The organism is Kineosporia sp. A_224, assembly GCF_002198655.1.
Lineage (GTDB): Bacteria > Actinomycetota > Actinomycetes > Actinomycetales > Kineosporiaceae > R-H-3.
Window position 1 is genome coordinate 27,061 of the sequence record NZ_MWLN01000168.1, and the last position, 24,747, is coordinate 51,807.

General features: G+C 75.1%; 24 protein-coding genes and 1 pseudogene. 14 read left to right on the plus strand and 11 right to left on the minus strand.

Features of this window, described 5'->3' with window-relative positions; translation table 11 throughout:
• Positions 1-222: 222 nt before the first annotated feature.
• The 8 genes from EDJALFJO_RS15700 (at position 223) to EDJALFJO_RS15735 (ending at position 9,414) form a co-directional block, all read left to right on the plus strand.
• Positions 223-1,359: an NERD domain-containing protein gene (locus EDJALFJO_RS15700; RefSeq protein ID WP_088286882.1), complete on the plus strand. Its 1,137-nt coding sequence runs from the start codon at positions 223-225 to the stop codon at positions 1,357-1,359.
• Positions 1,360-1,646: 287 nt separating this feature from the next.
• Entirely contained in the window at positions 1,647-2,678 is a 1,032-nt protein-coding gene (locus tag EDJALFJO_RS15705) for a hypothetical protein (RefSeq protein WP_088286884.1), read from the plus strand.
• Positions 2,679-2,859: 181 nt separating this feature from the next.
• Positions 2,860-3,342 carry a universal stress protein gene (locus tag EDJALFJO_RS15710; RefSeq protein WP_088286886.1) on the plus strand — a complete coding sequence of 161 codons (483 nt, stop codon included), beginning with the start codon at positions 2,860-2,862 and terminating at the stop codon, positions 3,340-3,342.
• An 87-nt stretch (positions 3,343-3,429) separates the two neighbouring features.
• Positions 3,430-4,758 carry a GAF domain-containing protein gene (locus EDJALFJO_RS15715; RefSeq protein WP_088286887.1) on the plus strand — a complete coding sequence of 443 codons (1,329 nt, stop codon included), beginning with the start codon at positions 3,430-3,432 and terminating at the stop codon, positions 4,756-4,758.
• A 140-nt stretch (positions 4,759-4,898) separates the two neighbouring features.
• Positions 4,899-6,422 (plus strand): aldehyde dehydrogenase, encoded by a 1,524-nt coding sequence (adh, locus tag EDJALFJO_RS15720; protein ID WP_088286889.1) that lies wholly within the window; start codon positions 4,899-4,901, stop codon positions 6,420-6,422.
• A gap of 114 nt (positions 6,423-6,536) precedes the next feature.
• On the plus strand, positions 6,537-6,926 hold the full coding sequence (locus EDJALFJO_RS15725) for a DUF779 domain-containing protein (protein ID WP_088286891.1): 390 nt from the start codon (positions 6,537-6,539) through the stop codon (positions 6,924-6,926).
• A gap of 308 nt (positions 6,927-7,234) precedes the next feature.
• Positions 7,235-8,047, plus strand: a complete 813-nt coding sequence (locus EDJALFJO_RS15730; RefSeq protein WP_088286893.1) for an HAD-IIB family hydrolase — start codon at positions 7,235-7,237, stop codon at positions 8,045-8,047.
• Positions 8,044-9,414, plus strand: coding sequence for an APC family permease (locus EDJALFJO_RS15735; RefSeq protein ID WP_233149887.1), 1,371 nt, complete (start codon positions 8,044-8,046; stop codon positions 9,412-9,414). The genes EDJALFJO_RS15730 and EDJALFJO_RS15735 overlap by 4 nt, the downstream gene beginning before the upstream one ends.
• A gap of 436 nt (positions 9,415-9,850) precedes the next feature.
• Here EDJALFJO_RS15735 and EDJALFJO_RS36455 read toward each other — a convergent pair.
• A pseudogene (locus tag EDJALFJO_RS36455) lies at positions 9,851-11,697 on the minus strand (ArnT family glycosyltransferase); the annotation flags it as partial.
• A gap of 88 nt (positions 11,698-11,785) precedes the next feature.
• Between EDJALFJO_RS36455 and EDJALFJO_RS15745 the strand changes: the two are divergent.
• Positions 11,786-12,643: a dimethylarginine dimethylaminohydrolase family protein gene (locus EDJALFJO_RS15745; RefSeq protein ID WP_158220456.1), complete on the plus strand. Its 858-nt coding sequence runs from the start codon at positions 11,786-11,788 to the stop codon at positions 12,641-12,643.
• Positions 12,644-12,662: 19 nt separating this feature from the next.
• On the opposite strand, the gene EDJALFJO_RS15750 is transcribed toward EDJALFJO_RS15745, so the two are convergent.
• On the minus strand, positions 12,663-13,244 hold the full coding sequence (locus tag EDJALFJO_RS15750) for a bacterial proteasome activator family protein (protein ID WP_088286897.1): 582 nt from the start codon (positions 13,242-13,244) through the stop codon (positions 12,663-12,665).
• A 483-nt stretch (positions 13,245-13,727) separates the two neighbouring features.
• Here EDJALFJO_RS15750 and EDJALFJO_RS15755 point away from each other — a divergent pair, with 483 nt between their 5' ends.
• Positions 13,728-14,957, plus strand: coding sequence for a cysteine desulfurase-like protein (locus EDJALFJO_RS15755; RefSeq protein ID WP_088286899.1), 1,230 nt, complete (start codon positions 13,728-13,730; stop codon positions 14,955-14,957).
• Between the two features lie 3 nt (positions 14,958-14,960).
• Here the strand turns inward: EDJALFJO_RS15755 and EDJALFJO_RS15760 are convergent, their stop codons facing one another.
• Positions 14,961-15,263, minus strand: coding sequence for a DUF1905 domain-containing protein (locus tag EDJALFJO_RS15760; protein ID WP_088286901.1), 303 nt, complete (start codon positions 15,261-15,263; stop codon positions 14,961-14,963).
• A 65-nt stretch (positions 15,264-15,328) separates the two neighbouring features.
• On the opposite strand from EDJALFJO_RS15760, the gene EDJALFJO_RS15765 reads away from it, so the two are divergent.
• Both EDJALFJO_RS15765 and EDJALFJO_RS36100 read left to right on the plus strand, forming a co-directional pair.
• Positions 15,329-15,703, plus strand: coding sequence for a pyridoxamine 5'-phosphate oxidase family protein (locus EDJALFJO_RS15765; RefSeq protein WP_088286903.1), 375 nt, complete (start codon positions 15,329-15,331; stop codon positions 15,701-15,703).
• Between the two features lie 119 nt (positions 15,704-15,822).
• Positions 15,823-16,179: a helix-turn-helix domain-containing protein gene (locus EDJALFJO_RS36100; RefSeq protein WP_304441280.1), complete on the plus strand. Its 357-nt coding sequence runs from the start codon at positions 15,823-15,825 to the stop codon at positions 16,177-16,179.
• A 3-nt stretch (positions 16,180-16,182) separates the two neighbouring features.
• On the opposite strand, the gene EDJALFJO_RS15775 is transcribed toward EDJALFJO_RS36100, so the two are convergent.
• The 3 genes from EDJALFJO_RS15775 to EDJALFJO_RS15785 form a co-directional block, all read right to left on the minus strand.
• Positions 16,183-16,827, minus strand: coding sequence for an ATP-dependent Clp protease proteolytic subunit (locus EDJALFJO_RS15775; protein ID WP_233149888.1), 645 nt, complete (start codon positions 16,825-16,827; stop codon positions 16,183-16,185).
• Positions 16,824-17,444, minus strand: a complete 621-nt coding sequence (locus EDJALFJO_RS15780; RefSeq protein WP_088286907.1) for a ClpP family protease — start codon at positions 17,442-17,444, stop codon at positions 16,824-16,826. The genes EDJALFJO_RS15775 and EDJALFJO_RS15780 overlap by 4 nt, the downstream gene beginning before the upstream one ends.
• A gap of 141 nt (positions 17,445-17,585) precedes the next feature.
• On the minus strand, positions 17,586-18,719 hold the full coding sequence (locus EDJALFJO_RS15785) for a serine hydrolase (protein WP_088286909.1): 1,134 nt from the start codon (positions 18,717-18,719) through the stop codon (positions 17,586-17,588).
• A gap of 188 nt (positions 18,720-18,907) precedes the next feature.
• Here EDJALFJO_RS15785 and EDJALFJO_RS15790 point away from each other — a divergent pair, with 188 nt between their 5' ends.
• Positions 18,908-19,867: a CPBP family intramembrane glutamic endopeptidase gene (locus EDJALFJO_RS15790; RefSeq protein ID WP_143448606.1), complete on the plus strand. Its 960-nt coding sequence runs from the start codon at positions 18,908-18,910 to the stop codon at positions 19,865-19,867.
• Here the strand turns inward: EDJALFJO_RS15790 and EDJALFJO_RS15795 are convergent.
• Positions 19,837-20,814, minus strand: coding sequence for an NAD(P)H-quinone oxidoreductase (locus tag EDJALFJO_RS15795; protein ID WP_088286913.1), 978 nt, complete (start codon positions 20,812-20,814; stop codon positions 19,837-19,839). The genes EDJALFJO_RS15790 and EDJALFJO_RS15795 overlap by 31 nt on opposite strands.
• Positions 20,815-21,221: 407 nt before the next feature.
• Here EDJALFJO_RS15795 and EDJALFJO_RS15800 point away from each other — a divergent pair, with 407 nt between their 5' ends.
• On the plus strand, positions 21,222-22,070 hold the full coding sequence (locus EDJALFJO_RS15800) for a TetR/AcrR family transcriptional regulator (protein ID WP_158220457.1): 849 nt from the start codon (positions 21,222-21,224) through the stop codon (positions 22,068-22,070).
• On the opposite strand, the gene EDJALFJO_RS15805 is transcribed toward EDJALFJO_RS15800, so the two are convergent.
• From EDJALFJO_RS15805 to EDJALFJO_RS34380, 4 genes are all read right to left on the minus strand, one after another.
• Positions 22,054-22,515 carry a thioesterase family protein gene (locus tag EDJALFJO_RS15805; protein ID WP_088286965.1) on the minus strand — a complete coding sequence of 154 codons (462 nt, stop codon included), beginning with the start codon at positions 22,513-22,515 and terminating at the stop codon, positions 22,054-22,056. The genes EDJALFJO_RS15800 and EDJALFJO_RS15805 overlap by 17 nt on opposite strands.
• Positions 22,516-22,526: 11 nt before the next feature.
• Positions 22,527-22,832, minus strand: coding sequence for a hypothetical protein (locus tag EDJALFJO_RS15810; RefSeq protein WP_088286917.1), 306 nt, complete (start codon positions 22,830-22,832; stop codon positions 22,527-22,529).
• Positions 22,833-22,893: 61 nt separating this feature from the next.
• Entirely contained in the window at positions 22,894-24,066 is a 1,173-nt protein-coding gene (locus tag EDJALFJO_RS15815) for an SLC13 family permease (protein WP_088286919.1), read from the minus strand.
• Entirely contained in the window at positions 24,063-24,725 is a 663-nt protein-coding gene (locus EDJALFJO_RS34380; protein ID WP_158220458.1) for an NTP transferase domain-containing protein, read from the minus strand. The genes EDJALFJO_RS15815 and EDJALFJO_RS34380 overlap by 4 nt, the downstream gene beginning before the upstream one ends.
• Positions 24,726-24,747 lie beyond the last annotated feature (22 nt).

Below are 24,747 nucleotides of genomic sequence, written 5' to 3' on the forward strand. Positions count from 1 at the left end.
CGCCACCCCGAGTTACTAGCCCGTATGACCCAACAACTGGGTCATACGGGCTAGTAACTGCGGGGTGGCGGGCGGGGCGTGACACGCGGTGACGTTGTGGCCGGAGTGCCCGCGAGAGACCGGGGCGATACGGCAGACTCTCCGGCACCCACCGTCACCGCCCGTCCCGGGACGGCCCTGTACGCCAGGGGCCCGTCACGGACCGTACCGAGGATCGTCGCCATGCACGCCAGCGAGGACGCCGCCCGGCTCCACGGAGCGAGCGATCGCCTGCGGCGTGCCCTGGAGCGGGTCGCGGCGGCCGAGTCGCAGCTCGCCCACGCTCGGCGCGAGCTGCTCGTCGCGCAGCGGGCCGAGTACGGCTGGACCGACGGTCTGGCCGGCCGACGGCTCGTCGCGGACGCTCTCGTCGCCCTCGCCCCCGACGGCTGGACCTTCCTCGACGCCGTGCACTGGCCGGGCCGGCCGGGCGTCGTCATCGACCACGTCGGCGTCGGGCCGGGCGGCGTCGTCGTCATGTTCAGCCGGCAGTGGACCGGTGCCGTGGAGGTCCGCGGCGGCGTCCTGCGGCAGAACGGCATCCCGCGGCTGCGCGAGACGGCGGCGGTCTCCGCCGCGGCCGGTGCGATCAGCGCGCTCCTCGACCCGGCGTACCGGACGACGGTCAGCGCGTTCGTCTGCGCCGTCCAGCACGACGTCGTCCCGGCGACGGTCTCGCCCGGCGTCAACGTCGTCGGTGTCCGCGAGGTCGACGACGCCGTCGGTGCGCTGACGCCCCGGCTGTCGCCGCTGCAGGTCGCCGAGGTGCTCGAGAGCCTGCGGGCGGCGCTCGTCGGCCCGCAGACCCCCGACCAGCTCACGACGCGCGCGCTCACCGTCTACGGCGACGGGCCGGCGCTGCCGTGGCCGGGCCGGGCGGACGACGGCCTGTTCGGGCCGCCCGAGGGGCTCGGGGACGTCCCCCCGACCGCCGCGTACGGCGTGCCCGCGCTCGGTCCGGACGGCGGGCCGCCGGTCGCGGCCGTCCCCGGTCCGCCGACCCCGGGTGTCGGCATCGGCTCCGAGGCGCGCTACGCGCCGTCCGCGGACCTGTCGCCGGTCCAGGGCGGGCCCGGGGTCGCGGGCGCCGGCGCGCTGCGCGACCCGCGGGTCGACGCCCTCGAGGACGTCGACTTCGAGCGCCACTACTGGGGCGGCGCCTCGCGCGGCCGGCACCGGGCGCCGTCCGTGCTCTGGAACCGGACGGCGCACGCGGCCGAGCGCGGCCGGGAGATGCTCGCCGTCCCGCTCGCCGTGGCCGCGACCCTCGGCTGCACCGCGGTCGCGCTGCTCGCCTGGCTCGGGGTCTCGATCGGCTGAACGGCCCGCCCGGAACGCCCGACGGTGTCTCGGATCGGTACCAATCAGTGATGGCTAGCCAACACCTCGTGATCGACCACTCTCCGAGGTTGTAGCGTTACCGCTTGTAGTGCGACGCTGACAGGGCACCTAAAGGCGACGGAGTGCAGCGCCGAAGTTGCCCTGGGTGATAGCGGTGCGGGGGAACCGGGGCAATCGGGACGAGTGAGTTGCGCGCGGTCCCCGGAGCCAGTCACAGTCACCTCTGATCCTCTCCTGAACAGCCGCTAGCCCGCGAGGAAGAGACGATGGACCTGACGAACCTGAATGCCCAGGACGTGTCCGTGGACACCCTCTTCGAGACGCAGGTGCGCGGCTACAACAAGAAGCAGGTCGAGGACTACATCGCCTGGCTGCAGGAGCAGACCCGCGGCGCGCAGTCCGACGCCGAGAACGCCCGCCGCGAGATCGAGCGCGCCCGCGACGAGGCCGCCTCCGCGAAGACCCAGCTCGCGAGCCGGCCGGCCCACGAGGAGATCAGCGAGCGGATGTCGCAGATCCTCCGCCTCGCCGCCGAGGAGGCCGACCAGAAGGTCGCCAAGGCCGCCGAGGAGGCCGAGGTCGTCGTCGCGGCCGCGAAGCAGGAGGCGGGGCTCACCGCCGACAGCGCCAAGTCCGAGGCCGACGCGATCCTCAACCAGGCCCGCGAGCAGGGTGACCGGATCCTCGCGCAGGCCCGCTCGGAGTCCGAGCGGCTCATCTCCGCCGCGACCGCGGACGCCCGGGCCAAGCTCGCCGACTCCTCGCAGCGCGCCGAGCGCGTGCTGTCCGACGCCGACCGCCGCACCAAGGAGATCACCGACCTCCAGAACGAGCGCCTCGCGACGCTCCTCGAGGTGCACGCGGACTCGGTCAAGCGTCTCGACACGATCCGCGGCGTCCTCGCCAGCGTGCTGTCCGAGGAGAAGGAGGCCGGCTACCCCGGCGCCTCGATCAGCGACGCCCCGCTGCCCGTCGCCGGCAAGGCGATGACCCCGGACGAGGCCGGTGCCGGCCTGCTCCTCGAGCCCGCGCCGATGGACCTCGCGCCCGCCGCCGCGGCGCCCGTCGCCGAGCCGGCCCCGGTCGTCGAGGCCGCCCCGGTCGTCGAGGTCAAGGACGCCGCCCCCGCCCCGACCGCCGACCTCTCGGCGTCCGGTGCGGAGTTCCCCGAGGTCATCGCGGCCGTCGAGGACGAGACGTACGACGACCTCGAGCCGCTGACCGCCGGCGAGTACGCCGAGGACCCGCTCGGCGGCTACGACGTGACGGCCGACAGCTCGGCGGCCAAGACCCGCTGACCGCGGAGCACCACCGGACCTGGTCGACGACGGGCCCGCTCCCTGCCGGGGGCGGGCCCGTCGTCGTCGGTGCGCACACCCCGGCGGGCAGGTGCGGGACCAGGGGCCCGGTCCGGCCGCCCGGCAGGGGGCGAGCATCGAGGCAGAGGCGTCCACCACGCCTCGCCGCGAGGAGACCGCCATGAGCACCGACAGCACCGCACCCGCCACCCCCACCCGCACCGACTACGGACGCATCGTCGTCGGGGTCGACGGCTCGGACGCCTCGAAGGACGCGCTGCGCTGGGCGTACCGGCAGGCGACGTACACCGGGTCGGAGCTCGTCGCCGTCGGGGTCTGGTCGTACGTGACCATGAGCTACCCGACGATGTCCGGCTACGTCCCGACCGTCAACGACATCGACCTCGAGGGCGACACCCGTGCGCTCCTCGAGCAGGTCGTCAAGGAGGTCCTCGACGGCGCCCCCGTGAGGCTCGTCGTCACCGAGGGCCACCCGGCCGAGGTGCTGACCCGCTTCAGCGAGACCGCCGACCTCGTCGTCCTCGGCTGCCGCGGCCACGGCGGCTTCGTCGGCGCGCTCGTCGGCTCGGTGTCGCAGCACGTCGTGAGCCACGCGTCGTGCCCCGTGGTCGTCGTCCGGCACCCGAAGGAGCCGCACCACTGAACCGGCAGGTCCGGCCGGCGGGGGTGTGACGTCGTCGGACTCTCGTCCCCTGCCGGACGTGACCCGGGCCACGTACCATCCCAAGGGATGACCGCTGAGCGTCCCGAGGCGCTGGACGGCGTCCACGAGGCCTTCCTCGCCGAGCCGGACGCACCGCTCCCCGACCTCGTCCGTCCGGTCGTCGCCGACTCGTGGCGCCGTTCGCTGCGACTGGGCGTCGACCCGGTCGCGCACGCCCCGATCGAGTTCAACGACTCCTCGCTCGCCGCCTACCGGGACGCCCACCCGCTCGCCCCGCTCATGCCGCTCGTGCGCTCGCTGCTCGCCGAGGACGCCGAGGAGGCCGGCCACATCGTCGCGGTCGGCGACGCCCAGGGCCGGCTGCTCTGGGTCGAGGGCCACCGCGGGCTGCGCGGCCGCGCGGAGGCGATGCACTTCGTCGCGGGGGCGCTGTGGAGCGAGGGCGGCGCCGGCACGAACGCTCCCGGGACGGCGCTCGCCACCCGCAAGCCCGTCCAGATCGCGGCGTCCGAGCACTTCGGGCTCCAGGTGCACCCGTGGTCGTGCGTCGCGGCCCCGGTCCGCGACCCGCTCTCCGGTGAGCTGCTCGGCGTCGTCGACCTCACCGGCGGGGCGGAGCTGGCCGGGCCGCGCAGCCTCGCGCTCGTCCGGGCCTGCGCGTCGGCGATGGAGTCCCAGCTGCTCGCCGCCGCCCGCGAGCGGGCCGCCTGGGAGTCGACCCGGCCGACGGTGATCGGCGTCCCGCGCCGCCCCGCGGAGCAGCCGGACGCTCTGCGCGCCGCCCGACTGGCCGCGAAGGCGGCCGCCCGGCCCGCCACACTGAGCCTGCTCGGCCGCGACGGCGCGGTGCTCGACGTCGCCGGCCGCACGACGACGCTGAGCCCACGGCACTCCGAGATGCTCTGGCTGCTCGCCCGGCACCCGCTGGGCCTCACCGGCCAGGGCATCGACGCCGCCCTCCACGAGCGCGGCGAGCACCTCGTGACGATCCGCGCCGAGCTCGTCCGGCTGCGCCGCGTGCTCGCCGAGGCCTTCGGCTCCGACGCGCTCGCCTCGAAGCCCTACCGGCTCGTCGTCGGCCTGACGACCGACCTCGAGGAGGTCCGCCGGCTGCTCGCCCGCGGCGCCGTCGTCAAGGCCGTCGAGGCCTTCCCCGGCCCGCCGCTGCCGGGCTCCGCCGCACCGGCGGTCGTCGCCGCCCGCGACGAGGTCGTCGCCGAGCTGCGCGAGGCGGTGCTCCGGTCGCGCAGCGCCGCCGCTCTCGAGCGCTGGACGGCGTCCGGCTCCGGTCACGACGACGCCGCCGCCTGGCAGCTCCTCGAGCAGGTGCTGCCCTACGGCTCGCCGAAGCGGTCCACGGCCCGCGCGCACGTCCGGCGGCTCGCGCCCGCCTGACCGGTCCGACCCGGCGCCCCGCCGTCCCGTGTGACCTGTGCAACGTCGTTGCAACGTCGGCGTACGTACGTTCCTCGGCACCGGCTCGACGACGAGACCGGACCCGGCCTCGACGGCCGGACGAGCGCTGGAGGCCAACGATGACCGTCTACGCCCCGCCCGGACAGCCGGGCAGCCCCGCGACCTACGCGTCGCGCTACGACAACTGGATCGGCGGCGAGCGCGTCGCGCCGGTCAAGGGCCAGTACTTCGAGAACGTCTCCCCGGTCAACGGCAAGCCGTTCTGCGAGATCGCCCGCAGCACCGCCGAGGACATCGAGCTCGCCCTCGACGCCGCGCACGCCGCGGCCCCGGCCTGGGGCAAGACCTCGGCGACGGACCGCTCCAACGTGCTGCTGCGGATCGCGGACCGGATGGAGGCCAACCTCGAGGCGCTCGCCGTCGCCGAGTCGTGGGAGAACGGCAAGCCGGTCCGCGAGACCCTCGCCGCCGACATCCCGCTGGCGATCGACCACTTCCGCTACTTCGCCGGTGCCCTGCGCGCGCAGGAAGGCACCATCAGCCAGATCGACGACGACACCGTGGCGTACCACTTCCACGAGCCGCTCGGCGTCGTCGGCCAGATCATCCCCTGGAACTTCCCGATCCTCATGGCGGTCTGGAAGCTGGCCCCCGCGCTCGCCGGCGGCAACGCCGTCGTCCTCAAGCCGGCCGAGCAGACGCCCGCGTCGATCATGTTCCTCATGGACCTCATCGCCGACCTGCTCCCGCCCGGCGTCCTCAACGTCGTCAACGGGTTCGGCGTCGAGGCCGGCAAGCCGCTCGCGTCGTCCCCGCGGATCCGCAAGATCGCGTTCACGGGCGAGACGACGACCGGCCGCCTGATCATGCAGTACGCGTCGCAGAACCTCATCCCGGTGACGCTCGAGCTCGGCGGCAAGAGCCCGAACATCTTCTTCGGCGACGTCGCCAGCGCGCGGGACGACTTCTACGACAAGGCCCTCGAGGGCTTCACGATGTTCGCGCTCAACCAGGGCGAGGTCTGCACCTGCCCGAGCCGCGCGCTCATCCAGTCCTCGATGTACGACCAGTTCCTCGGCGACGCGACCGAGCGCACCAAGGCGATCGTCCAGGGCAACCCGCTCGACACGGCGACGATGATCGGCGCCCAGGCGAGCAACGACCAGCTCGAGAAGATCCTGTCCTACATCGAGATCGGCAAGGCCGAGGGCGCCAAGGTGCTCACCGGCGGCGAGCGCGCGCACCTCGACGGCGACCTCGCGGGCGGCTACTACGTCACCCCGACGATCTTCGAGGGCGACAACTCGATGCGGATCTTCCAGGAGGAGATCTTCGGGCCGGTCGTCTCGGTGACACGGTTCGACGACTTCGACGACGCCATGAAGATCGCCAACGACACGCTCTACGGCCTCGGCGCCGGGGTCTGGGCGCGCGACAACGCGACGCTGTTCCGCGCGGGTCGCACGATCGAGGCCGGCCGGGTGTGGACGAACTGCTACCACGCCTACCCCGCGCACGCGGCCTTCGGCGGCTACAAGGGTTCGGGCATCGGCCGCGAGACCCACCACATGATGCTCGAGCACTACCAGCAGACGAAGAACCTCCTCGTCTCCTACTCCCCGAAGAAGCTCGGCTTCTTCTGACAGGACCCGCCGTCCGCAGGGCCTTGCGGGCGGCGTGGTACTCGGCGGACGTCGCCGGCCTCGTGCCGGCGGCGTCCGCCCGGCCGTCCCCGTCCCAGCACGAAGGAGTGCGCCATGGACGACGTCTCGCGCGTCGCCGTCACACCCGACGCCGCGGACCTGCTCGTGCGGCTCATGGCCGACCACGGGCCGTTGATGTTCCACCAGTCCGGCGGGTGCTGCGACGGGTCGTCGCCGATGTGCTACCCGGACGGCGAGTTCATCACGGGCTCGTCGGACCAGCACGTCGGCGACCTCGCCGTGCCCGGCCCTGACGGCGACGTGACCGTCCCGGTGTGGATGTCCAAGCCGCAGTACGAGTACTGGAAGCACACGCACCTGACGATCGACGTCGTCCCGGGCCGCGGGGCGGGCTTCTCGGTCGAGGCGCCGCTCGGCGTCCGGTTCCTGCTGCGCTCCCGGCTCCTCACGGACGCCGAGCTCGTCGCTCTCGGGGAGGCCTGACGTCGCGGGTCCGTCGTCGCCCACCGTGAGCGCCGAGATCCCTTGCGTCGCAGGCTGCTCCGGGTGGGGTATCGAAAAGGTGCACCTGTGCATCGACCCTTGACGGCACCGCCGGGCGCGGTCAGGGTTGCCGGTACGTGACCAGCGGGATGACAGACGAGACACGGCGGATGACAGACCAGCCCGCCGCGGTACCGCCCGCAGGGAGCCAGGCCGCCGGGGCACAGCGGGGGGATGCCCCGGCGGCCTTCCCCCGCCCGGTGCGGACCGGTGCGACAGGTGGGCCCGGGACCGGCGAGGATGACCCCATGCGGCTCGTCGCCTCCGATCTCGACGGGACGATCGTGCGCCACGACGGCACGATGTCCCCGCGCACCGTCTCCGTGCTCAGCCGGTGCCAGGAGCGCGGCGTCGACGTCGTCTTCGTCACCGGGCGGCCGATGCGCTGGATGCCGCCGGTCATCGAGGCCACCGGGCACCGCGGGCTGGCGATCCTCGGCAACGGCGCACTCGTCTACGACCTCGCGACCGAGACGGTCGTCGAGACCCGGGCGCTCGCCCCGGACACCGTCCACGCGGCCGTCGAGGCGCTCCGGGCCGTCCTCCCGAACGCCCGCTTCGCGCTCGAGACGCTCACCGGCTACCGCCGCGAGACCGAGTTCATGCCGCACCACGAGGCCGCCCGGGAGGCGATGTCCGGGACGATCGCCGACCTCCTCGCCGACGACCCGGTCGTGCTCAAGGTGCTGTGCCGCGACGAGACATCGACGGCCGACCCGATGCTGGCACTGGCCCGGCCGGCGCTCGCAGGGATCGCCGAGCCCGTGCACTCCGACGCCCGCAGCTCGCTGCTCGAGGTCGCCGCGCTCGGCGTGAGCAAGGCCTCGACCCTCGCGATGCTCGCCCAGGAGCGCGGGATCGCGGCGTCCGAGGTCGTCGCCTTCGGCGACCAGCCGAACGACGTGCCGATGCTGCACTGGGCCGGCCGCGGCTACGCGATGGCCGACGGGCACCCGGAGGCACTCGCCGCGGCCGACGCCGTCGCCCCGCCGTGCGCCGAGGACGGCGTCGCCCAGGTGCTGGAGGCGCTGCTCGCCGGGCTCGCGGAACGGACGGCGTGAGCCCGGCGGACGACGGCCCGGCCGCGGACGGCGGGCCCGGCCGGCCCGTGCTGGCCCGCCGGCTCGGCCTGCGCGACGCGGTCCTGCTCGGCCTGGGGTCGATGGTCGGCGCGGGCATCTTCGCCGCCGTCTCGCCGGCCGCGCTCGCGGCGGGCCGCTGGCTGCCGCTCGCGGTCGTGCTCGCCGGGGCGGTCGCCTGGCTCAACGCGACGTCGTCCGGCCGGCTCGCCGCCGTCCACCCGGAGGCCGGGGGCACCTACGCCTACGCGACGGCCCGGCTCGGACGGCGCCGGGGGCATCTTGCGGGGTGGGCCTTCGTCGTCGGCAAGACCGCGTCCTGCGCGGCGATGGCGTCCACGATCGGGGCGTACGCGCTGCCGGGGCACGCCCGGTGGACGGCGCTCGGAGCGCTGCTCGTCGTCGTCCTGCTCGGCACGGGCGGCATCCGGCGGGGCGCGCGGCTGACCCGGGTGACGCTGGCGGTCGCGGGGGTGGCGCTGCTCCTCGTCGTCGTCACGGCGTGGTTCGGGCCGGCCCCGGTCGCGGCGGAGGCGAGCTGGGGCGCGATCGTCTTCGAGCCCCCCGGCTGGTTCACCGAGACCGTGTGGCGGCTCCGGATGTGGGGGCTGCGCCCCTTCGACAGCTTCTCCGGCTACGGCGTGCTCCAGGCGGCCGGGCTCATGTTCTTCGCCTTCGCCGGGTACGCGCGCGTCGCGACGCTCGGCGAGGAGGTCCGGGAGCCGCGCCGGACGATCCCGCGCGCGATCGGCCTGGCCCTGGCCCTGACGGTGGCGCTCTACCTCGTCGTCGTCCTGAGCGCGCTGCACGCCGCCGGGCCGGGCGGGCTCGTCGGGCGGGCCGACCCGCTCGTCGGGCTCGTCTCCGGGCTGCCGGGCGGCTGGGCGGAGACCGTCGTCCGGGTCGGGGCCGTCGCGGCGTCCGCGGGCGCGCTGCTCGGGCTGCTCCTCGGGGTCTCCCGGGTGCTGTTCGCGATGGCCAGGGACGGTCACCTGACCTGGCGGCTGACCCACGTGCGGCACGGTGTCCCGGACTACGCCGAGTGGTTCGTCGCCGCCGTCGTCGCGCTGCTCGTCCTCGTCGCGGACCTGCGGGAGGTCATCGGCTTCTCGTCCGTGACGGTGCTGACGTACTACGCCCTGACGCACCTCGCGGCCTGGCGGCTCGGGCCCGGCGAGGGCCGCCCGGCGACGGTCGTCCTGCTCCTCGGGCTGACCGGCTGCGCCGTCCTGGCGCTCACGCTGCCGGTCCTGTCGGTGCTCGTCGGGGTCGTCGTGCTCGGCGTCGGGGTCGTCACCGGGTGGGTGACGTCCCGACGGGTCACGCCGTCGACGCCGTCGGCCGCGTGAGGTCGTAGACCGTCGCCCCGCCGGCCGTCCGCGCCGTGAACGTCGCGGCGACCCACTGCGCGATGCCGCCCGCGGCGTCGTCCGCGCCGGGCCCGCGACCGCCGCCGAACCCCGGGCCGCCGCCACGACCGCCGCGCCCGTCGGCCACGTAGTAGTGCACCCTGCCCTCGGCGACGAGGGCCTTGAAGCCGTCGAGGGTGACGGCCGGGTCCTGGCCGCTGAAGCCGCCGAGCGACATCACCGGGCGGCCGGAGGCGAGCTGGAGGGGGCCGGCGGTCATCGACGACGGCGCCGCGGCGACCCAGGTGTACCGGCCGGCGTCGGCGGAGACGAGTGCGACGAGCGCCGCGTCGGCCTGCTGAGCGGCACCGGGACCGGCGCCACCGGGCAGCCCCGGCGCACCGCTCGCCGGTCCGCCGCCCGGACCGGCGAGCGNGGTCCGCCGCCCGGACCGCCGCCCGGACCGACGCCCGGACCGACGCCCGGACCGCCGCCCGGAGGCAGCTGGATGCCGCGGGCCTCGAGCTGACGGCGCAGCCGGTCGAGGTCCGGCGTGCGTCCCGCGAACGGGCCGTCGCCGGTCGCGGTCCGCGGGCCGGACGTCGGGATGCTGCCCGTGTGCGACGTCGCGACGGTCTGGAGCGACCACGCGACCGGCGCCGCGACGGCCGACGCGAGGGCGAGCCCGGCCACCGCGCCCGCGACGCGGACGCGGCGGCCGGACGTCACGGTGACGATCCCGAGCGCCGCGACGACCGCGGCGGCCACGACGGTCCAGCGCAGCCAGGGGAGCCAGCCGTCCGCACGGCCGAGGAGCACGAACGCCGTACCGGCCGTGCCGAGCACGGTCACGGCCAGCACGCCGCGGGCGAGCGGCACCGTCCGGCCGCGCCACAGCGCCGGCAGCAGCATGCCCGCGAGCGCCGCGACGGCCGGGGCGAGGGCGACCGTGTAGTAGGTGTGGACGATCCCGCCCATGAAGGAGAAGACGCCCCCCGTGACGACGAGCCAGCCGCCCCAGAGCAGCAGGCTCGCCCGCCGCGGGTCGGTGCGCGGCGCCCGCCGGGTCAGCACGAGACCGGTGACGAGCAGCAGCACCGCGGCCGGCAGCAACCAGGCGATCTCGCCGCCGAAGAGGTCGTTGACCATCCGCCCGATGCCGGGGGTGCCGCCGAATCCTGCCCCCGGTCCGCCGCCCCGGCCACCGACAGGGCCCTGACCGCCGCCCGGCCCGGCACCGCCCAGCAGCCGGCTGAGGCCGTTGGAGCCCAGCGCCAGCGAGAGGGTCGAGTTGTCCGTCGACCCGCCGACGTACGGCCGCGACGAGGCCGGGACCGCGTCGACGAGCACCATCCACCACAGCCCCGACACCGCGAGCACGCCGCCCGCCCCGACGAGCCGGAGCAGCCGCCGTCCCGGCCCGCCCGGGGCGGCGACGAGGTACGCGAGGGCGAACCCGGGCAGCACGAGCAGCGCCTGGAGCGACTTCGTGAGGAACGCCGTCCCGAGCAGCCCGGCGGCGAGCAGCAGCCAGCGCCACCGGCCGTCCTCGAGCGCGCGGGTCAGTGCCCAGGCGGAGGCGACGAGCAGGAAGGTCAGCGCGGCGTCCGGGTTGTCGAACCGGAACATGAGCGCCGCGACCGGGGTCACCGCGAGCGCCCCGGCCGCGAGCAGCCCGGCCCGGGCGCCCCAGGCCCGGCGCACGGTCGCGAAGAGCAGGCCGACCGCAGCGACCCCGAGGAGCACGTTCGGCGCGAGCATGCTCCACGAGGAGAAGCCGAAGACCCGCCCGGACAGCGCCATGACCCACAGCGACACCGGCGGCTTGTCGACGGTGATGAAGCTCGCGGCGTCGAAGGAGCCGAAGAAGAACGCCTTCCAGGACTCGGTGCCGGCCTGCACCGCCGCCGCGTAGAAGGTGTTGCCCCAGCCGTTGCGGTCGAGGTCCCACAGCCACGCGACGGCGGTGAGCACGAGGAGGCCGAGCAGGGCCGGCCGGGTCCACCGCGGGTCGGCGCCGGGCTCGAGGTCGATCCGGGCGTGCGCCGCGGGCGTCGGGCCGTCGCTCCCGTCGGACGGCGGCGGTGCGGACGGTGGCGGTGCTGACGGTGGCGGTGCGGACGGCGCGGGGCCGGCGGCTGCGTCGGGCACCGGCCCGCTCGCGGCGGCCACGGCCCAGGCGGGGACCTCGGCGGTGCTCGGCTCGGCCCGCTCGGGCATGGAGGTGCTCCTTCTGGCGACGTCGACCCGGTGTCGACCCCCACGCGCCGACCCCAGGATCATGGACCGCTCGGGTGGACCTGGGCCGGAACACACCTGTGAGTCGGCTGTGAACCGCGTGCCCGGCAGGCGTGCAGGTAGGTTCGCGGCCGTGGCCGATCACGGGTACGGCGTCCGGTCGATGGTGGCCCCGCTGCGGCGGGCGCTCGTCGTGACCCCGACGACCGAGGGCGACTTCGCCGCCGCGGGCTGGCGCGAGCCGGAGCCGGGCGCGCTGCTCGCCGAGCACGCGACGTTCGTCGACCTCCTCGAGCGGCTCGGCGTCGAGGTGGTCCGGGTGCAGGCGCCGCCCGGGCTCGTCGACGCCGTCTACGCGTACGACAGCGTGTTCGTCGGCGGCAGCGGCGCGGTCGTGCTCCGGGCCGCCAAGCCGGCCCGCGCGGGCGAGGCGGACTGGCTCGCGCCCCTCGTCGAGGCCGCCGGGGTACCCGTCGTCGGGCGGCTGGAGGAGCCGGCCACGGCGGACGGCGGGGACCTCATGTGGCTCGAGGACGGCGTCCTCGCAATGGGCCGCGGGCACCGGACGAACGCCCAGGGGCACCTCCAGCTCGCGACGCTCTTCCGCGAGGAGGGCGTGCGGATGCGGCACCGCTACGACCTGCCGTGGCACCTCGGCCCGGACGCCGTGCTCCACCTCATGAGCGTCGTCTCGCTCGTCTCGCAGCGGCTGGCCGTCGTGCACCGGCCGATCGCCCCCGTCGGCCTCCTCGAGCGGCTGACCGACCAGGGCGTCACGCTCGTCGACGTCGACGCCGAGGAGTTCGCGACCCAGGGCGGCAACGTGCTCGCCGTCCGCCCGGGCGTCGTCGTCCTGCCTGCCGGCAACGCGCGGGTCCAGGCCGCGCTCGAGGCGCACGACGTCGAGGTGCACACGTACGTCGCCACCGAGCTCAACAAGGGGGACGGCGGCCCGACGTGCCTCACGCGGCCGCTGTGGCGCGCGTCCTGACGTTCCGCCGTCCGAAGGGTCAGAGGTACTGCCCGGTCTGCCGGTCGCCGCCGTCGTCCGCGCGCGGCATCCCGGGAGCACCCATCGGCCCGCCCGGCCCGCCCATCCCCGGCGGCATCTGGCCACCGGGCAGGGCACGGCGCATCTGCTCGAGCTGGGCCCGGGCGGCCATCTGCTGGGCGAAGAGCGCCGTCTGGATGCCGTGGAAGAGGCCCTCGAGCCAGCCGACGAGCTGGGCCTGCGCGATCCGCAGCTCGGCGTCGGACGGCGTCGTCTCGGGCGCGAACGGCAGGGTGATCCGCTGGAGCTCGTCGACGAGCTCGGGGGCGAGCCCCTGCTCGAGCTCCTTGATCGACCGGGCGTGGATCTCGGCGAGCCGCGCGCGGCCGGCCTCGTCGAGCGGCGCGCTGCGGACCTCCTCGAGCAGCTGCTTGATCATGCTGCCGATCCGCATGACCTTCGCCGGCTCCTCGATGAGCTCGGCCGGGCTGCGCTCGCCGTCCTCCTGCTGACCGGTCACCGCCATGCCCTCGGGAGTCACGACCACGAGCCGCTCCCCGCCCCGCTCGGCGTCCCCGGCCTCACCGTTGCTCTCGCTCATGGCCCCAATCCTGCCGTGTCCGGCCGCCGCCGTCAGCGCGAGCCCCCGCACGGTGCGCCCGCCGGCACCCCGGTGCCCCCGTGCTTTGCTCTGCCATCACCAGCGAGCCAGCCCGCTTGCTCTGCCATCAGGAGCGGGCCGCGCCACAGCGTCGTCGTTGGTCGGCGAAACGCTGGCACCGGCCCCGGGTGTCGCGCGGCAACGACGAAGCTGTGGCGCGCGGCGGGCCACAACGCAACCAGAAGCGGCGTTCCGGGCCGGTTGCGCCGTCCGGAGGGCACTTGTGGTTGCGTTGTGGCGCGGCGACGGCTGGCTCGCTGGTGATGGCAGTGCAAAGCCTCGCGACGAGTGTCCGCCCAGGTGGTCGATCGGAGCGCGGGCCCGCTCCTCGGGACGGGGATGTCGGATGATCCGGCCTGAGTCGTAGGCTGCGCCGGACCGGCGGCGGGCAGCGTGCCGGGCGGACGACGAGAGGCGGACGACGTGACGTACGACGTGGCGAAGGTGCGGGCGCTCTACCCGGCGCTGGCCGACGGGTGGGCCTACCTGGACGGCGCGGCCGGCACCCAGGTCCCGCGGTCCGTCATCGACGCCGAGTCGGCGACCTACGCCGCCGGCATCGGCAACCACGGCGCGTACTTCGCGGCCTCCAAGCGGTCGGACGCCGCGTCGAGGGCCGCCCGCGAGGGCATCGTCGACCTCGTCGGGGCGCCGGCGGTCGAGGGGGTCGCGCTGGGGCCGAGCATGACCGCGCTGACCTACCGGTTCGCCGACGGCCTCTCGAAGACGTGGAAGCCCGGCGACGAGATCGTCGTGACCCGGCTCGACCACGACGCCAACGTGCGCCCGTGGGTGCAGGCCGCCGAGCGCGCCGGGGTGACCGTGCGCTGGGCCGTGCCGACGCTGCCCGACGTCGAGCTGCCCGTCGAGGCGGTCACCGAGCACCTCTCCGAGCGGACCCGGCTCGTCGCCGTCACCGCCGCGTCGAACGTCATCGGCACCCGGCCCGACGTCCGGGCGATCGCGGACGCCGCCCACGCCGCCGGCGCGCTCGTCTACGTCGACGGCGTCCACGCGACGCCGCACGTGCCGGTCGACGTCGCGGCCCTCGGCGCCGACTTCTACGCGACGAGCGCCTACAAGTGGTCCGGCCCGCACCTCGCGACCGTCGTCGGGGAGCCGGCCCTCCTCGAGACGGTCATGCCGGACAAGCTCGCGTCGTCCTCGACCGACGTCCCGGACCGCTTCGAGTACGGCACCTCGCCCTTCGCCCAGCACGCCGGCATGGCGGCGGCGGTCGACCACGTCGCCGGGCTCGGCGCCCTCGCCGGCGCGGGCGGCCAGCCCGGCCCGGACGCCCCCCGCCGGGAGCGCATCCTCGCCTCGATGGCCGCCGTCGAGGCCTACGAGCAGGCCCTGCTGGCCCGGATGATCGCGGGCCTGGCCGCGATGGACCACGTCGAGCGCTTCGGCAGCCCGGCCCTGCAGGCGCCGACGATCTGGTTCCGGGTGCGCGGGCTGACCCCCGACCAGGTCGCGGAGCACTGTGCGAAGGCCGAGGTCAACGTGTGGTCCGGCCACAACTACGCGTGGGAGCTCGCCGGCCTGCTGGGCATCCGGGACAGCGGGTCCGCCGTCCGGGCCAGCCTGTCGGTCTACTCGAGCGACGAGGACGTCGACCGGCTGCTCGAGGCGGTCGCCGCGCTGGGGTGAGCCCTAGGACAGCCGCACGGTGAGGGTCACCGCCGCGACGGTCCCGTCCTCGAGCTTCTCCTTGGTGCGCACCGGCTTCTTCACGGGCAGCACGTAGCAGCCGCGCTTGGTGTCGGGGAAGATCGACGTCTGCCACGTGGTGGTGCCGATCGTCACCTCGACCGGGACGGCGCCGAAGCCGCCGGCGGCGTTGCCCCACCGCTCGTCGATCTCGTCGGTGACGTCCTCCGGCAGCCCGAGGAAGTGCCAGGCGGCGTTGCCCTCCCAGCGGAAGAGCTCGGCGGTGAACTCGAAGGCGTCGGCCATGGTCACCAAGGCTAGGTGCCCGCACCGACAGCCGTGGTGGACGAGGTGTGGTGGAGGATGAGTCCATGAGCGTCAAGGTCGAGCTCGAGAAGCTCCTGGAGGTGTCGTCCGGGTACGGGACGACGCCCATGCTCCTCACGACGGACGCCGACGGGCGCCCGCGCGCGTCGGCCGTCGCCGTCGCCTGGGACGGCGAGGTCGCCACGGTGCGGGCCGGGCACCGCTCGGTCGCGAACGCCGCCGAACGGCCGCTCGTGAGCCTGCTGTGGCCGGCGCCTCCCGGTGAGCGGTTCGCACTGCTCGTCGACGGCGAGGTCACGCAGGTCCGCCCCGACGACGTCCCCGACGACGCGACCGGGCGCGCGGCCAAGCCCGGCGGCTTCGTCGTCGTGCGGGCGAGCGGCGGCATCCTCCACGTCGTGGGCCGCCCGCACTCCTGACCCGGCGGGCCGGTCGAGGCGTCGGCGTTACGCCGACGGCTCAAACCGGCCCGCGACCGTTCCGGCGGGGCCCGGCGAGCGCCTACCGTCGTGAGGGTCCCCCCGGGAAGGAGCGCGCCGTGCCCGACCAGAGAACCGCCCTGGACCCGCTGTGGCGCACCGTCGTCGGCGCCGTCCTGCGGGACGAGCGGCACCGCCAGGGCCGCACGCTCCGGCACGTCGCCGACGCGGCGGGCGTCTCGGTGCCCTACCTGTCCGAGGTCGAGCGCGGCCGCAAGGAGGCCTCCTCGGAGATCCTCGCCGCGGTCGCCGGGGCCCTCGAGCTGCGCCTCGTCGACCTGCTCGGCCGGGCGCACGCGCTGCTCGCCGGCGCCCTCGGGACGCTCGACCTCACCACCTGGCCGGCCGGCCCGGCAGCCGCTCCGCACCTGCCCCGGAACGACTACCGGGCCTCCGTCACCCTCCTGGCGGCCTGAGCCTCACGAGGCCCGCGCGGCGTCCCGCACCCCCGGCCGCCGCACGATGACGTCGTCCGCGAGCCCGTACTCGACGGCTTCGCGCGAGGTGAAGACCCGGTCCCGGTCGAGGTCGCGCCGCAGCCGCTCGACGTCCTGGCCGGTGTGCCGGCTCAGCACCTCCTCGACGGCGGAGCGCACCCTGAGGATCTCGCGCGCCTGCAGTGCCAGGTCGGAGACCGTGCCCTCGCCCTGGCTCGACGGCTGGTGCAGCAGCATCCGCGCGTGGTCGAGGACGAACCGCTTGCCCGGCGCCCCGGACGCCAGCAGCACCGCGGCGGCCGACGCGGCCTGCCCCATGCAGAACGTCGACACGTCCGGGCGGACGAACTGCATCGTGTCGTAGATCGCCATCGCCGCGGTGAACGAGCCGCCCGGGGAGTTGATGTAGAGCCCGATCTCGGCGTCCGGGTTCTCCGACTCCAGGTGCAGCAGCTGGGCCATGACGACGTTCGCGACGCCGTCGTCGATCTGCGTCCCGAGGAAGATGATGCGCTCGGAGAGCAGCCGGCTGAAGACGTCGAACGCCCGCTCCCCGTTCGGCGTCCGCTCGATGACGGTGGGGATCGTGTAGCTCATGGACCCGCCGTTCATGGATGCAGCGCTCATGCCAGCCCCACCTTCCGGCGGGCGGTCGCCGGCCGGACGTCGGTGAGCCCGGACACGACCTGGTCGACCATCCCGTACTCGCGGGCCTGCTCCGCGGTGAACCAGCGGTCCCGGTCGCTGTCCTCGGCGACGGTCTGCTCCGTTTGCCCGGTGTGCAGGGCGGTGAGCCGCTGCATGACGGCCTTCGTGTGCTCGAGGTTCTCGGCCTGGATGGCGATGTCGGACGCGGTGCCCCCGATCCCGGCCGACGGCTGGTGCATCATGATCCGCGCGTGCGGCAGGCTCGACCGCTTGCCCGCTGTGCCCGCGCAGAGCAGGAACTGCCCCATGCTCGCGGCGATCCCCATCGCGAGCGTCGAGACGTCGTTCGGGATGAGCTGCATCGTGTCGTAGATCGCCAGGCCGGCGGTGACGGAGCCGCCGGGGGAGTTGATGTACAGGCTGATGTCTGTGCGCGGGTCCTCCGCCGAGAGCAGGAGGAGCTGCGCGCAGATCCGGTTGGCGACGGCCTCGTCGACCGCGGTGCCGAGCACGATGATGCGCTCGTGGAGCAGCCGGGCGGTCAGCTGGTCGTCGTGGCGCAGGTCCGCGCCCGGTGACTCGAGGGTCGTTGTCATGGTTCCTCCGCGGTGCTGCTGCCGTGCGCCACCGGGGCGGTGACGTCGCGTGCAGCCATCGTGCGGAGCGGCCACGCCCTGCCGGAACCCTTTCTGCCCCAGGCAGATCCGCTCTCGGCGCAGCCGTTCGGGGCGGTGCGGTCAGATCGTGTTGAAGACCGTGAGCAGCTTCTCGGCGGTCGGGCCGCCGACGACGCCGGGGGCCATCCGGTTCATCATGTAGCTGAAGACCGTCCGGCGGGCGGCGTCGACGACGACCAGCGACCCGCCCCAGCCGCCCCAGAAGCAGACCCGCCCGTTGTCGTGCACGTAGGGGACCGCCTCGCTGGGCAGCCCGTAGCCCAGGCCGTGCCGCACGGGCACCGCGAGGACGACGTCCACGCCCTCGGCCTGCACCGCGAAGATCCGGTCGACCGTCTCCGGCGACAGCAGCCGGACGCCGTCCAGGGTGCCGCCGTTCGCGACGACGGACTGCACCCGGGCGACCGACCGCGCGTTGCCGTGGCCGTTCGCGCCGCCGATCTCGGCCCGCCGCCACTCGGCCGTGTTCGCGAAGTCCGCCCCGACCGGCGGCCCGGTGAAGGTCTTGTACATCGGCGAGGCCGGGTCGAGCGTCGCGAAGTCGAACGGCAGCGGCGGCGGCGGCAGCACCGGCGTGACCCGGGCGTCGTGCTCCGGCGCGAGCCCGATGTGGAAGTCCGCGCCGAGCGGCCCGGCGACCTCCTCGGCGAAGAACGTGCCGAGGCTGCGGCCGGTGACCCGGCGCACGATCTCCCCGACGAGGTGGCCGTGGACGATCGCCTGGTACCCGACGACGCTGCCCGGCTCGAACCAGGGCGCCTGCGCCGCGAGGATCTTCGCGCTCTTGTCCTGGTCGTAGACGTCCTCCTGGACGACCGGCTGCTCCCAGCCGCAGACCCCGGAGGAGTGGCTGAGGACGTGCCGGACGAGCACGCCCTCCTTGCCGTTCTGCGCGAACTCGGGCCAGTAGGTCGCGACGGGTGCGTCCGGGTCGACGAGCCCGCGGTCGACGAGCATGAGCGCGACGAGGCCGGTCATGGTCTTCGTCGTCGACCAGGTGTTGACGATCGTGTCCTGCTGCCAGGGTGCCGTCCGGTCGGAGTCCGCCCACCCGCCCCAGAAGTCGGCGACGAACTCGCCGTCCACCGTCACCGCGACGCTCGCACCGAGGTCGGAACCGTCGTCGAGGGTCGCCGACAGGACGTCGGCGAGGCGCTCGTAGGGACCGTTCGCGAAACCCCGGATCTCGGCCATACGCGCTCCTCGGCAGCCCGGCGGCGTTGCCGGTGCCTGGACCGTAGATCGTCCGGACGGCGGAGGCAATGGGTCCGCGTCCGGTCCGCCGATCGATGGACGACGCCGGGCGCCGCACGTGGCAGCGTGATCCCCGTCGTCCGGTCCGGGCGGCCCGGACGACCCGAACGATGCGCGAGGTGCCTGCGATGACCGACCCGACCGGCGGTCGTACGACGGACGGACCCGCTCCGGACGGACCCGCTCCGGGCGGGTGGCGGCGGTACGGCGTCCCGCTGCTCGTCATGCTGCCGTGGTTCTTCGGGTTCCTCGGTTTCTACGGCGGTGTCCAGGCGCTCGCCCTGGCCGCGGACGCCTCGCCCGTCCCGGCGCTGGTCTGGCCGGCCGCGCTGCTCGGTGCCGCCGCCTTCGCGGCGGTGTACGTCGCCCTGACCCGGTGGATCGAGAAGCGACCGGCGACCGAGCTGGCCCTCGGGCCCGCCCCGCGCGAGCTGGCCCTCGGCCTCGTCGTCGGGGCGGCCGCCTTCAGCCTCGCGCTCGGTGCCCTCGTGCTCGGCGGCCTCTACACGGTCCGCGGCGGCAGCGGGCTCGGGGCGACGGGCACCGCGTTCGCCGTCGGCGTCGTCTCCGGGGTCGGCGAGGAGATCCTCTTCCGGGGCATCCTCTTCCGCCGGCTCTCCCTGGTCGTCGGCACGTACGGAGCCCTCGCCGGCTCCGCGGTGCTCTTCGGTGCCGCGCACCTCGCGAACCCCGGCGCGACCGTCTGGGGCGCGCTCGCGATCGCCGTGGAGGCCGGCCTCATGCTCGGCCTGGCGTACGTCGTCACGGGCCGGCTCTGGCTGCCGATCGGGCTGCACGCGGCGTGGAACTACGTGCAGGGCGGGGTGTTCGGGGTGGCCGTCTCGGGCAACGACACCGGCGGCAGCCTCTGGTCGTCGGCCCCGGTCGCCGGCCGGGACGCGCTCACCGGTGGCGGGTTCGGCGTCGAGGCCTCACCCGCCGCGGTCGTCGTCTGCCTCGCCGTCTCCGCCGTGCTCTGGGTGACCGCCCGGCGCCGTGGGCTCGTCGTCCCGCCGGCGTGGCGTCGCGGCACGGCCGACGGCGACCCGGCCGGCGGTCAGACCGTGAGCAGCACCTTGCCGATGTGATCCGAGGCCTCGACGAGGGCGTGCGCGCGGGCGGCCTCGGCGAGCGGGATCCGCGCGTGGACGACGGGCCGCACGACGCCGTCCGCGACGAGCGGCCAGACGTGCTCGCGGACGCTCGCGACGATCGTCGCCTTCTCCGCGGCGGGCCGGGAGCGCAGCGTCGTCGCGAGCACCGCCGCACGCTTGCGCAGCAGGGTGCCGAGGTCGAGCTCGGCCTTCGTGCCGCCCTGCAGGCCGATGACGACGAGCCGGCCGGCGGTCGCGAGGACGTCGACGTTGCGGCCCAGGTACTTCGCGCCCATGTTGTCGAGGACGACGTCCGCGCCCCGGCCGCCGGTCGCCTCCCTGACGACCTCGACGAAGTCCTGCTCCCGGTAGTTCACGAGGATCGTCGCGCCGAGCGCTTCGCAGGCGGCGAGCTTGGCCGCCGAACCGGCGGTGACCGCGACGGTGGCACCGACCTGTCGGGCGAGCTGGATCGCCATCGTGCCGATGCCGCTCGAGCCGCCGTGCACGAGGAGCGTCTCGCTCGGCCGCAGGCCGGCGAGCATGAAGACGTTGCTCCACACGGTGCACGTGACCTCGGGCAGCGCGGCGGCGTCCACGAGGGAGACGCCCTCCGGCACCGGGAGCAGCTGACCGGCGTCCACCGCGACCTTCTCGGCGTAGCCGCCGCCCGCGAGCAGCGCGCAGGCCTCGTCACCGACGGCCCAGCCCTCGACGTCCTCGCCGACCTCGACGACGGTGCCGCTCGCCTCGAGCCCCGGGTGGTCGGGCGCCCCGGGGGGCGGTGGGTAGTGGCCCATCCGCTGCATGATGTCGGCGCGGTTCACGGCGGACGCCGCGACGGCGAGGACGACCTGGCCGGGGCCCGCGACGGGGTCCGGCACCTCCTGCAGGGCGAGGACCTCGGGCCCTCCGGGCGCGGTGACGACGACGGCCAGCATGGGTCGACCCTACGGCCGGGGCGGGACCTGCGGCGCCCCGAGACGGGCGGCCCCTGTCCGCCGCCCGGCGGTGCGGTCCGTCGGTTCTGAGGACCGGCCGCCGGGCCGCAGACCAGGCGCGAGGTCGGTCACCCGGAGCCGCCCCGCACACGAGCCCTGCCCCCAGGACCACGCACGACGTCGGTACCGCCCCGTCCCGGCCCGCCTGTCGTGTGTGACGTGTCGACGGGCACCGGGTGACCGGCCTTCACATCCACCCGCCGGCCGAGGCCGCCGGGTCGATGCCGCACATCAGATAGTAGGTGATATGTGCGCCTGCGGCGTCCCCCGTTCGGCCCGTTCGGCCCGGTCGCCCCCACCGCCCGGCTGGTCATGGAACGCTTCACCCCTGTGAGATGGGGGGCGCGATGACCGAAGACTTCCCCGGTCGCCGGTCGAGGGCGGAAGCCGGCGAGCAGACCCGGGCCTCCTTGCTGGCTGCCGGCGCCGAGCTCCTGCGGGAGCAACCGGTCGGCCGCATCCTCGACCAGGTCACGGCCCCCGAGGTCGCCCGCCGGGCCGGGCGGACGATCGGCGCGTTCTACCACCACTGGAACGACCAGGAGTCCTACCGGCACGACCTGCTCCGGTGGGTGCTGTCGCCGGAGATCCTGCCGACGGCGGAGACCGTCTCGGACGTCACCGTGGCGCTCGAGGTGCTCGACGCCCCGGACGAGATCGTCCGCCGTAACGCGCGCGCGAACATGGTCGCCGGCCTGGACCGCCCCGAGCTCGCGCTCACCCTGGCGCTGTCGGCGCTCGCCCGTCGCGACGAGGCGACCCGCCAGCTCCTGCACCACCAGTACGCGGTGCTCAACGAGTCCCTCGAACCGCTCTACGAGGCGCTCTTCGCCGCGTTCGGCTGGGTGCCCCGCCCGCCGTTCACCGTGCACACCTTCTCGACGGTCCTCTCGGCGCTCGTCGAGGGCCTCGTGATCCGGCACGTCGCCGACCCGGAGGCGGTCCCGATGGCGCTCCCGGACGAGGACGGCACACCGCACGACCCGGCCGATCCCGCGGCGTGGGACCTCTTCAGCGCCACCGCCCTCGCCCTGCTGCCGATGATGACGATGCCGGCGGACGCCGCCGCCCGGTCCGGGCAGGACGCGTCCGGCCTGCTCGGGACCGACCAGGACGTCCGCGACCTCGTCCGGGGCATCTGGGCGGCGTGGCGCGAGGAGGCGGGCACCGAGGACGGCGTCAGCCCAGCAGGCTGAGCGCCGCCCGGACCTCGTCGGGCACGGGCACCGGCCGACGCGTCCCGCGGTCGACGTACACGTGCACGAAGCGGCCGACCGCGGCCGGCTCCTCGGCGTGCTCGCCGAAGAGCGCGAGCCGGTAGACGACGCTGCTCGAGCCGACCTTCTCCAGGCCGATGCCGGCGGTGACCGTCTCCGGGAAGCGCAGCTCGGCGAGGTACCGGCAGCCGGTCTCGACGACGAGCCCGATCGCCGGCAGCGTGCGGATGTCGGTACCGCCCGCCTCGATGAGCCAGCCGTTCACGGCGGTGTCGAACATGAGGTAGTGGACGACGTTGTTCACGTGGCCGTACGTGTCGTCGTCCGACCAGCGCGTCGGCAGCGCACGCAGCACCCGGAAGTCGCTGCGCCGCAGGGCCTTCGGCTCCGCGTCGCAGCGTGCCGCGAGGTCGGGCCCCGGCACCGGGCGGTCCGTCACGCGCTGAGGTCGACGGCGTCGATCTGCTGCCGGAGCTCGGCGAGCTGCTCGTCGATGTCCGCGCGCTCGCCGCGGCTGAACCGCCGCACCTGCAGGTCGAGGACGGCGGCCGCCTGCTCGGCGTCGAGGCCCAGCAGCGCACCGACCCGGGCCACGGCGTCCGCCCGGTCCTGCGACTCGGCGACGACGCCGCACACCTCGAGCCAGCGGGGCAGCGCCGCGGCCACCCCGGCGAACACGTGCTCCTGGAGCCGCAGGTTGTGCAGGAGCCGGTCCTTGGCGCGTCGAACGTCGTCCGTCATGGGTCGAGCATGGCCCACCGCCGCGGGTCGGCGGGTGGGGAGTGACCTTCCGGTGACCTCCTCAGCGCGTGATCACGAGCACTGCGGTCGCGAGCACGAGCATCGGGACGACGCACGCGAGCCCCTCGGCCGCGAACCGCAACGCGCTGATCCGCACCCCCCTGGCCCGGCACCGCGACCGCCACAGCAGGGTCGCGAGCGAGGCCCACACCGTGACGAGCGGGCCGGCGTTCGTGCCGACGACGAGGGCGAGCAGCCGGGTCGGGTCGCTGCCCGGTCCGGCGTGCACGGCGCCCTCGACGGCGAGGTAGGCGGGCAGGTTGTTGACGACGTTGCTCGACACGGCGCCGGTCGCCGCGACCCGCAGCGCGTCGACGAACCCGGACGGCGCGACGGCACCGGCGGTCCCGGCGGCGTCCCGGAGCAGCGTCGCGAGACCGTGCTCGTCGAGAGCGGCGACCACGAGGAAGATCGACACCGTCGTGACGACGAGACCGACCGGGGCGAGCCCGGTCGTGAGCACCTCGCGACGGCGCAGCGCGAACGCCACGAGCAGGACGACGGCCGCCGCCCCGGCGGCCGCCCACGGCGGGGCGCCGGCCGCGACGGCGACCCCGAGCCCGGCGCAGACGAGCCCGGCGAGCCGCAGCAGCGGGACGTCGTCCACCTCGGTGCCGGCGGGTGCTTCGGTGACGTACCGGCCGCGCAGCTCCCGCCGGTGCAGCAGCCACAGCACCGCGACCGGGACGACGACGCACACGAGTGCCGGCGCCCAGAGCTGCCCGGCCCAGCGGGCCGCGCTCCAGCCGACGCGCTCGACGGCGAGCAGGTTCGTCAGGTTCGAGACGGGCAGCAGCAGGGACGCCGTGTTCGCCAGCCACACCGTCGTCATCGCGAACGGCACCGGCGACAGGCCGAGCCGGGCGGCGAGCGCGAGGACGACCGGGGTGAGCAGCACCGCGGTCGTGTCGAGCGAGAGCAGCACGGTCGTCGCCGTCGCGAGGGCGACGACGAGCAGCCACAGCGCGAGCACCCGGCCGCGGGCGAGCCGGGCCGCCCGGGCCGCCGCGACCTCGAAGAGCCCCGCGGCGTCGGCGAGCTCGGCGACGACGGTCACGGCCACGAGGAAGGCGAGGACGGGCCAGATCCGCTCGAGGGTCACCACGGCGTCCGGCCACGGCAGGAAGCCGGTGACGACCGCGAGCGCGGCCGCCAGCCCGAGGGCGGGGGTCACCGCGGGTCGAGCAGGGCCGCAGCGACGGCGAGGTCCTCGGGGGTGTCGAGGTCGAGCGACTCGCGGGTGTCGACGGGCGCCAGGGCGACGGTCAGGGTGTCGAGCACCGAGCGCACCGAGCGGCCGTCGACGGGGGCGGCGGCCAGCGCCGCCCGCAGCGGCGCGAGCCGGTAGGCGCCGAGCAGCGGCTGCCGCCGGCCGAGCGGGTCCTCGCCGAGGACGGCGTCGAGGGTGCGGTCGGCGCGCAGGGCCCGCGTCGTCCGGCCCAGCGCAGGCCCGCCGAACGGGACGTCGCCGGCGACGACCGCGACGACGTCGACGTCGGCCGGCAGCGCGGCGAGCCCCGCCGCGAGACCGGCGACCGGTCCGCCGCCGGGCGGGTCCTCCCGCACGAGCCGGGCGCCCGCTGCGGCGAGCCCGTCGGCCGCCGGGTGGTCGGCCGGGGCGACGACGACGACCGGGACGCCCGCCCCGAGGACGGTGCGTGCGCCGTCCACCACGTGGAGGACGACGGCCCGCCCCGCGAGCACCGCGGCGGTCTTGTCCCGGCCGCCCCAGCGCCGCGCGGAGCCACCGGCGAGCACGACCACGGCCGTACGGCCGGGGGAGCCCTCGTCACCGGCTGCTCCGGACGGGTGCGGGGCGGACGTGATCGGCACGGACCCAGTGTCGCGGGCCCGT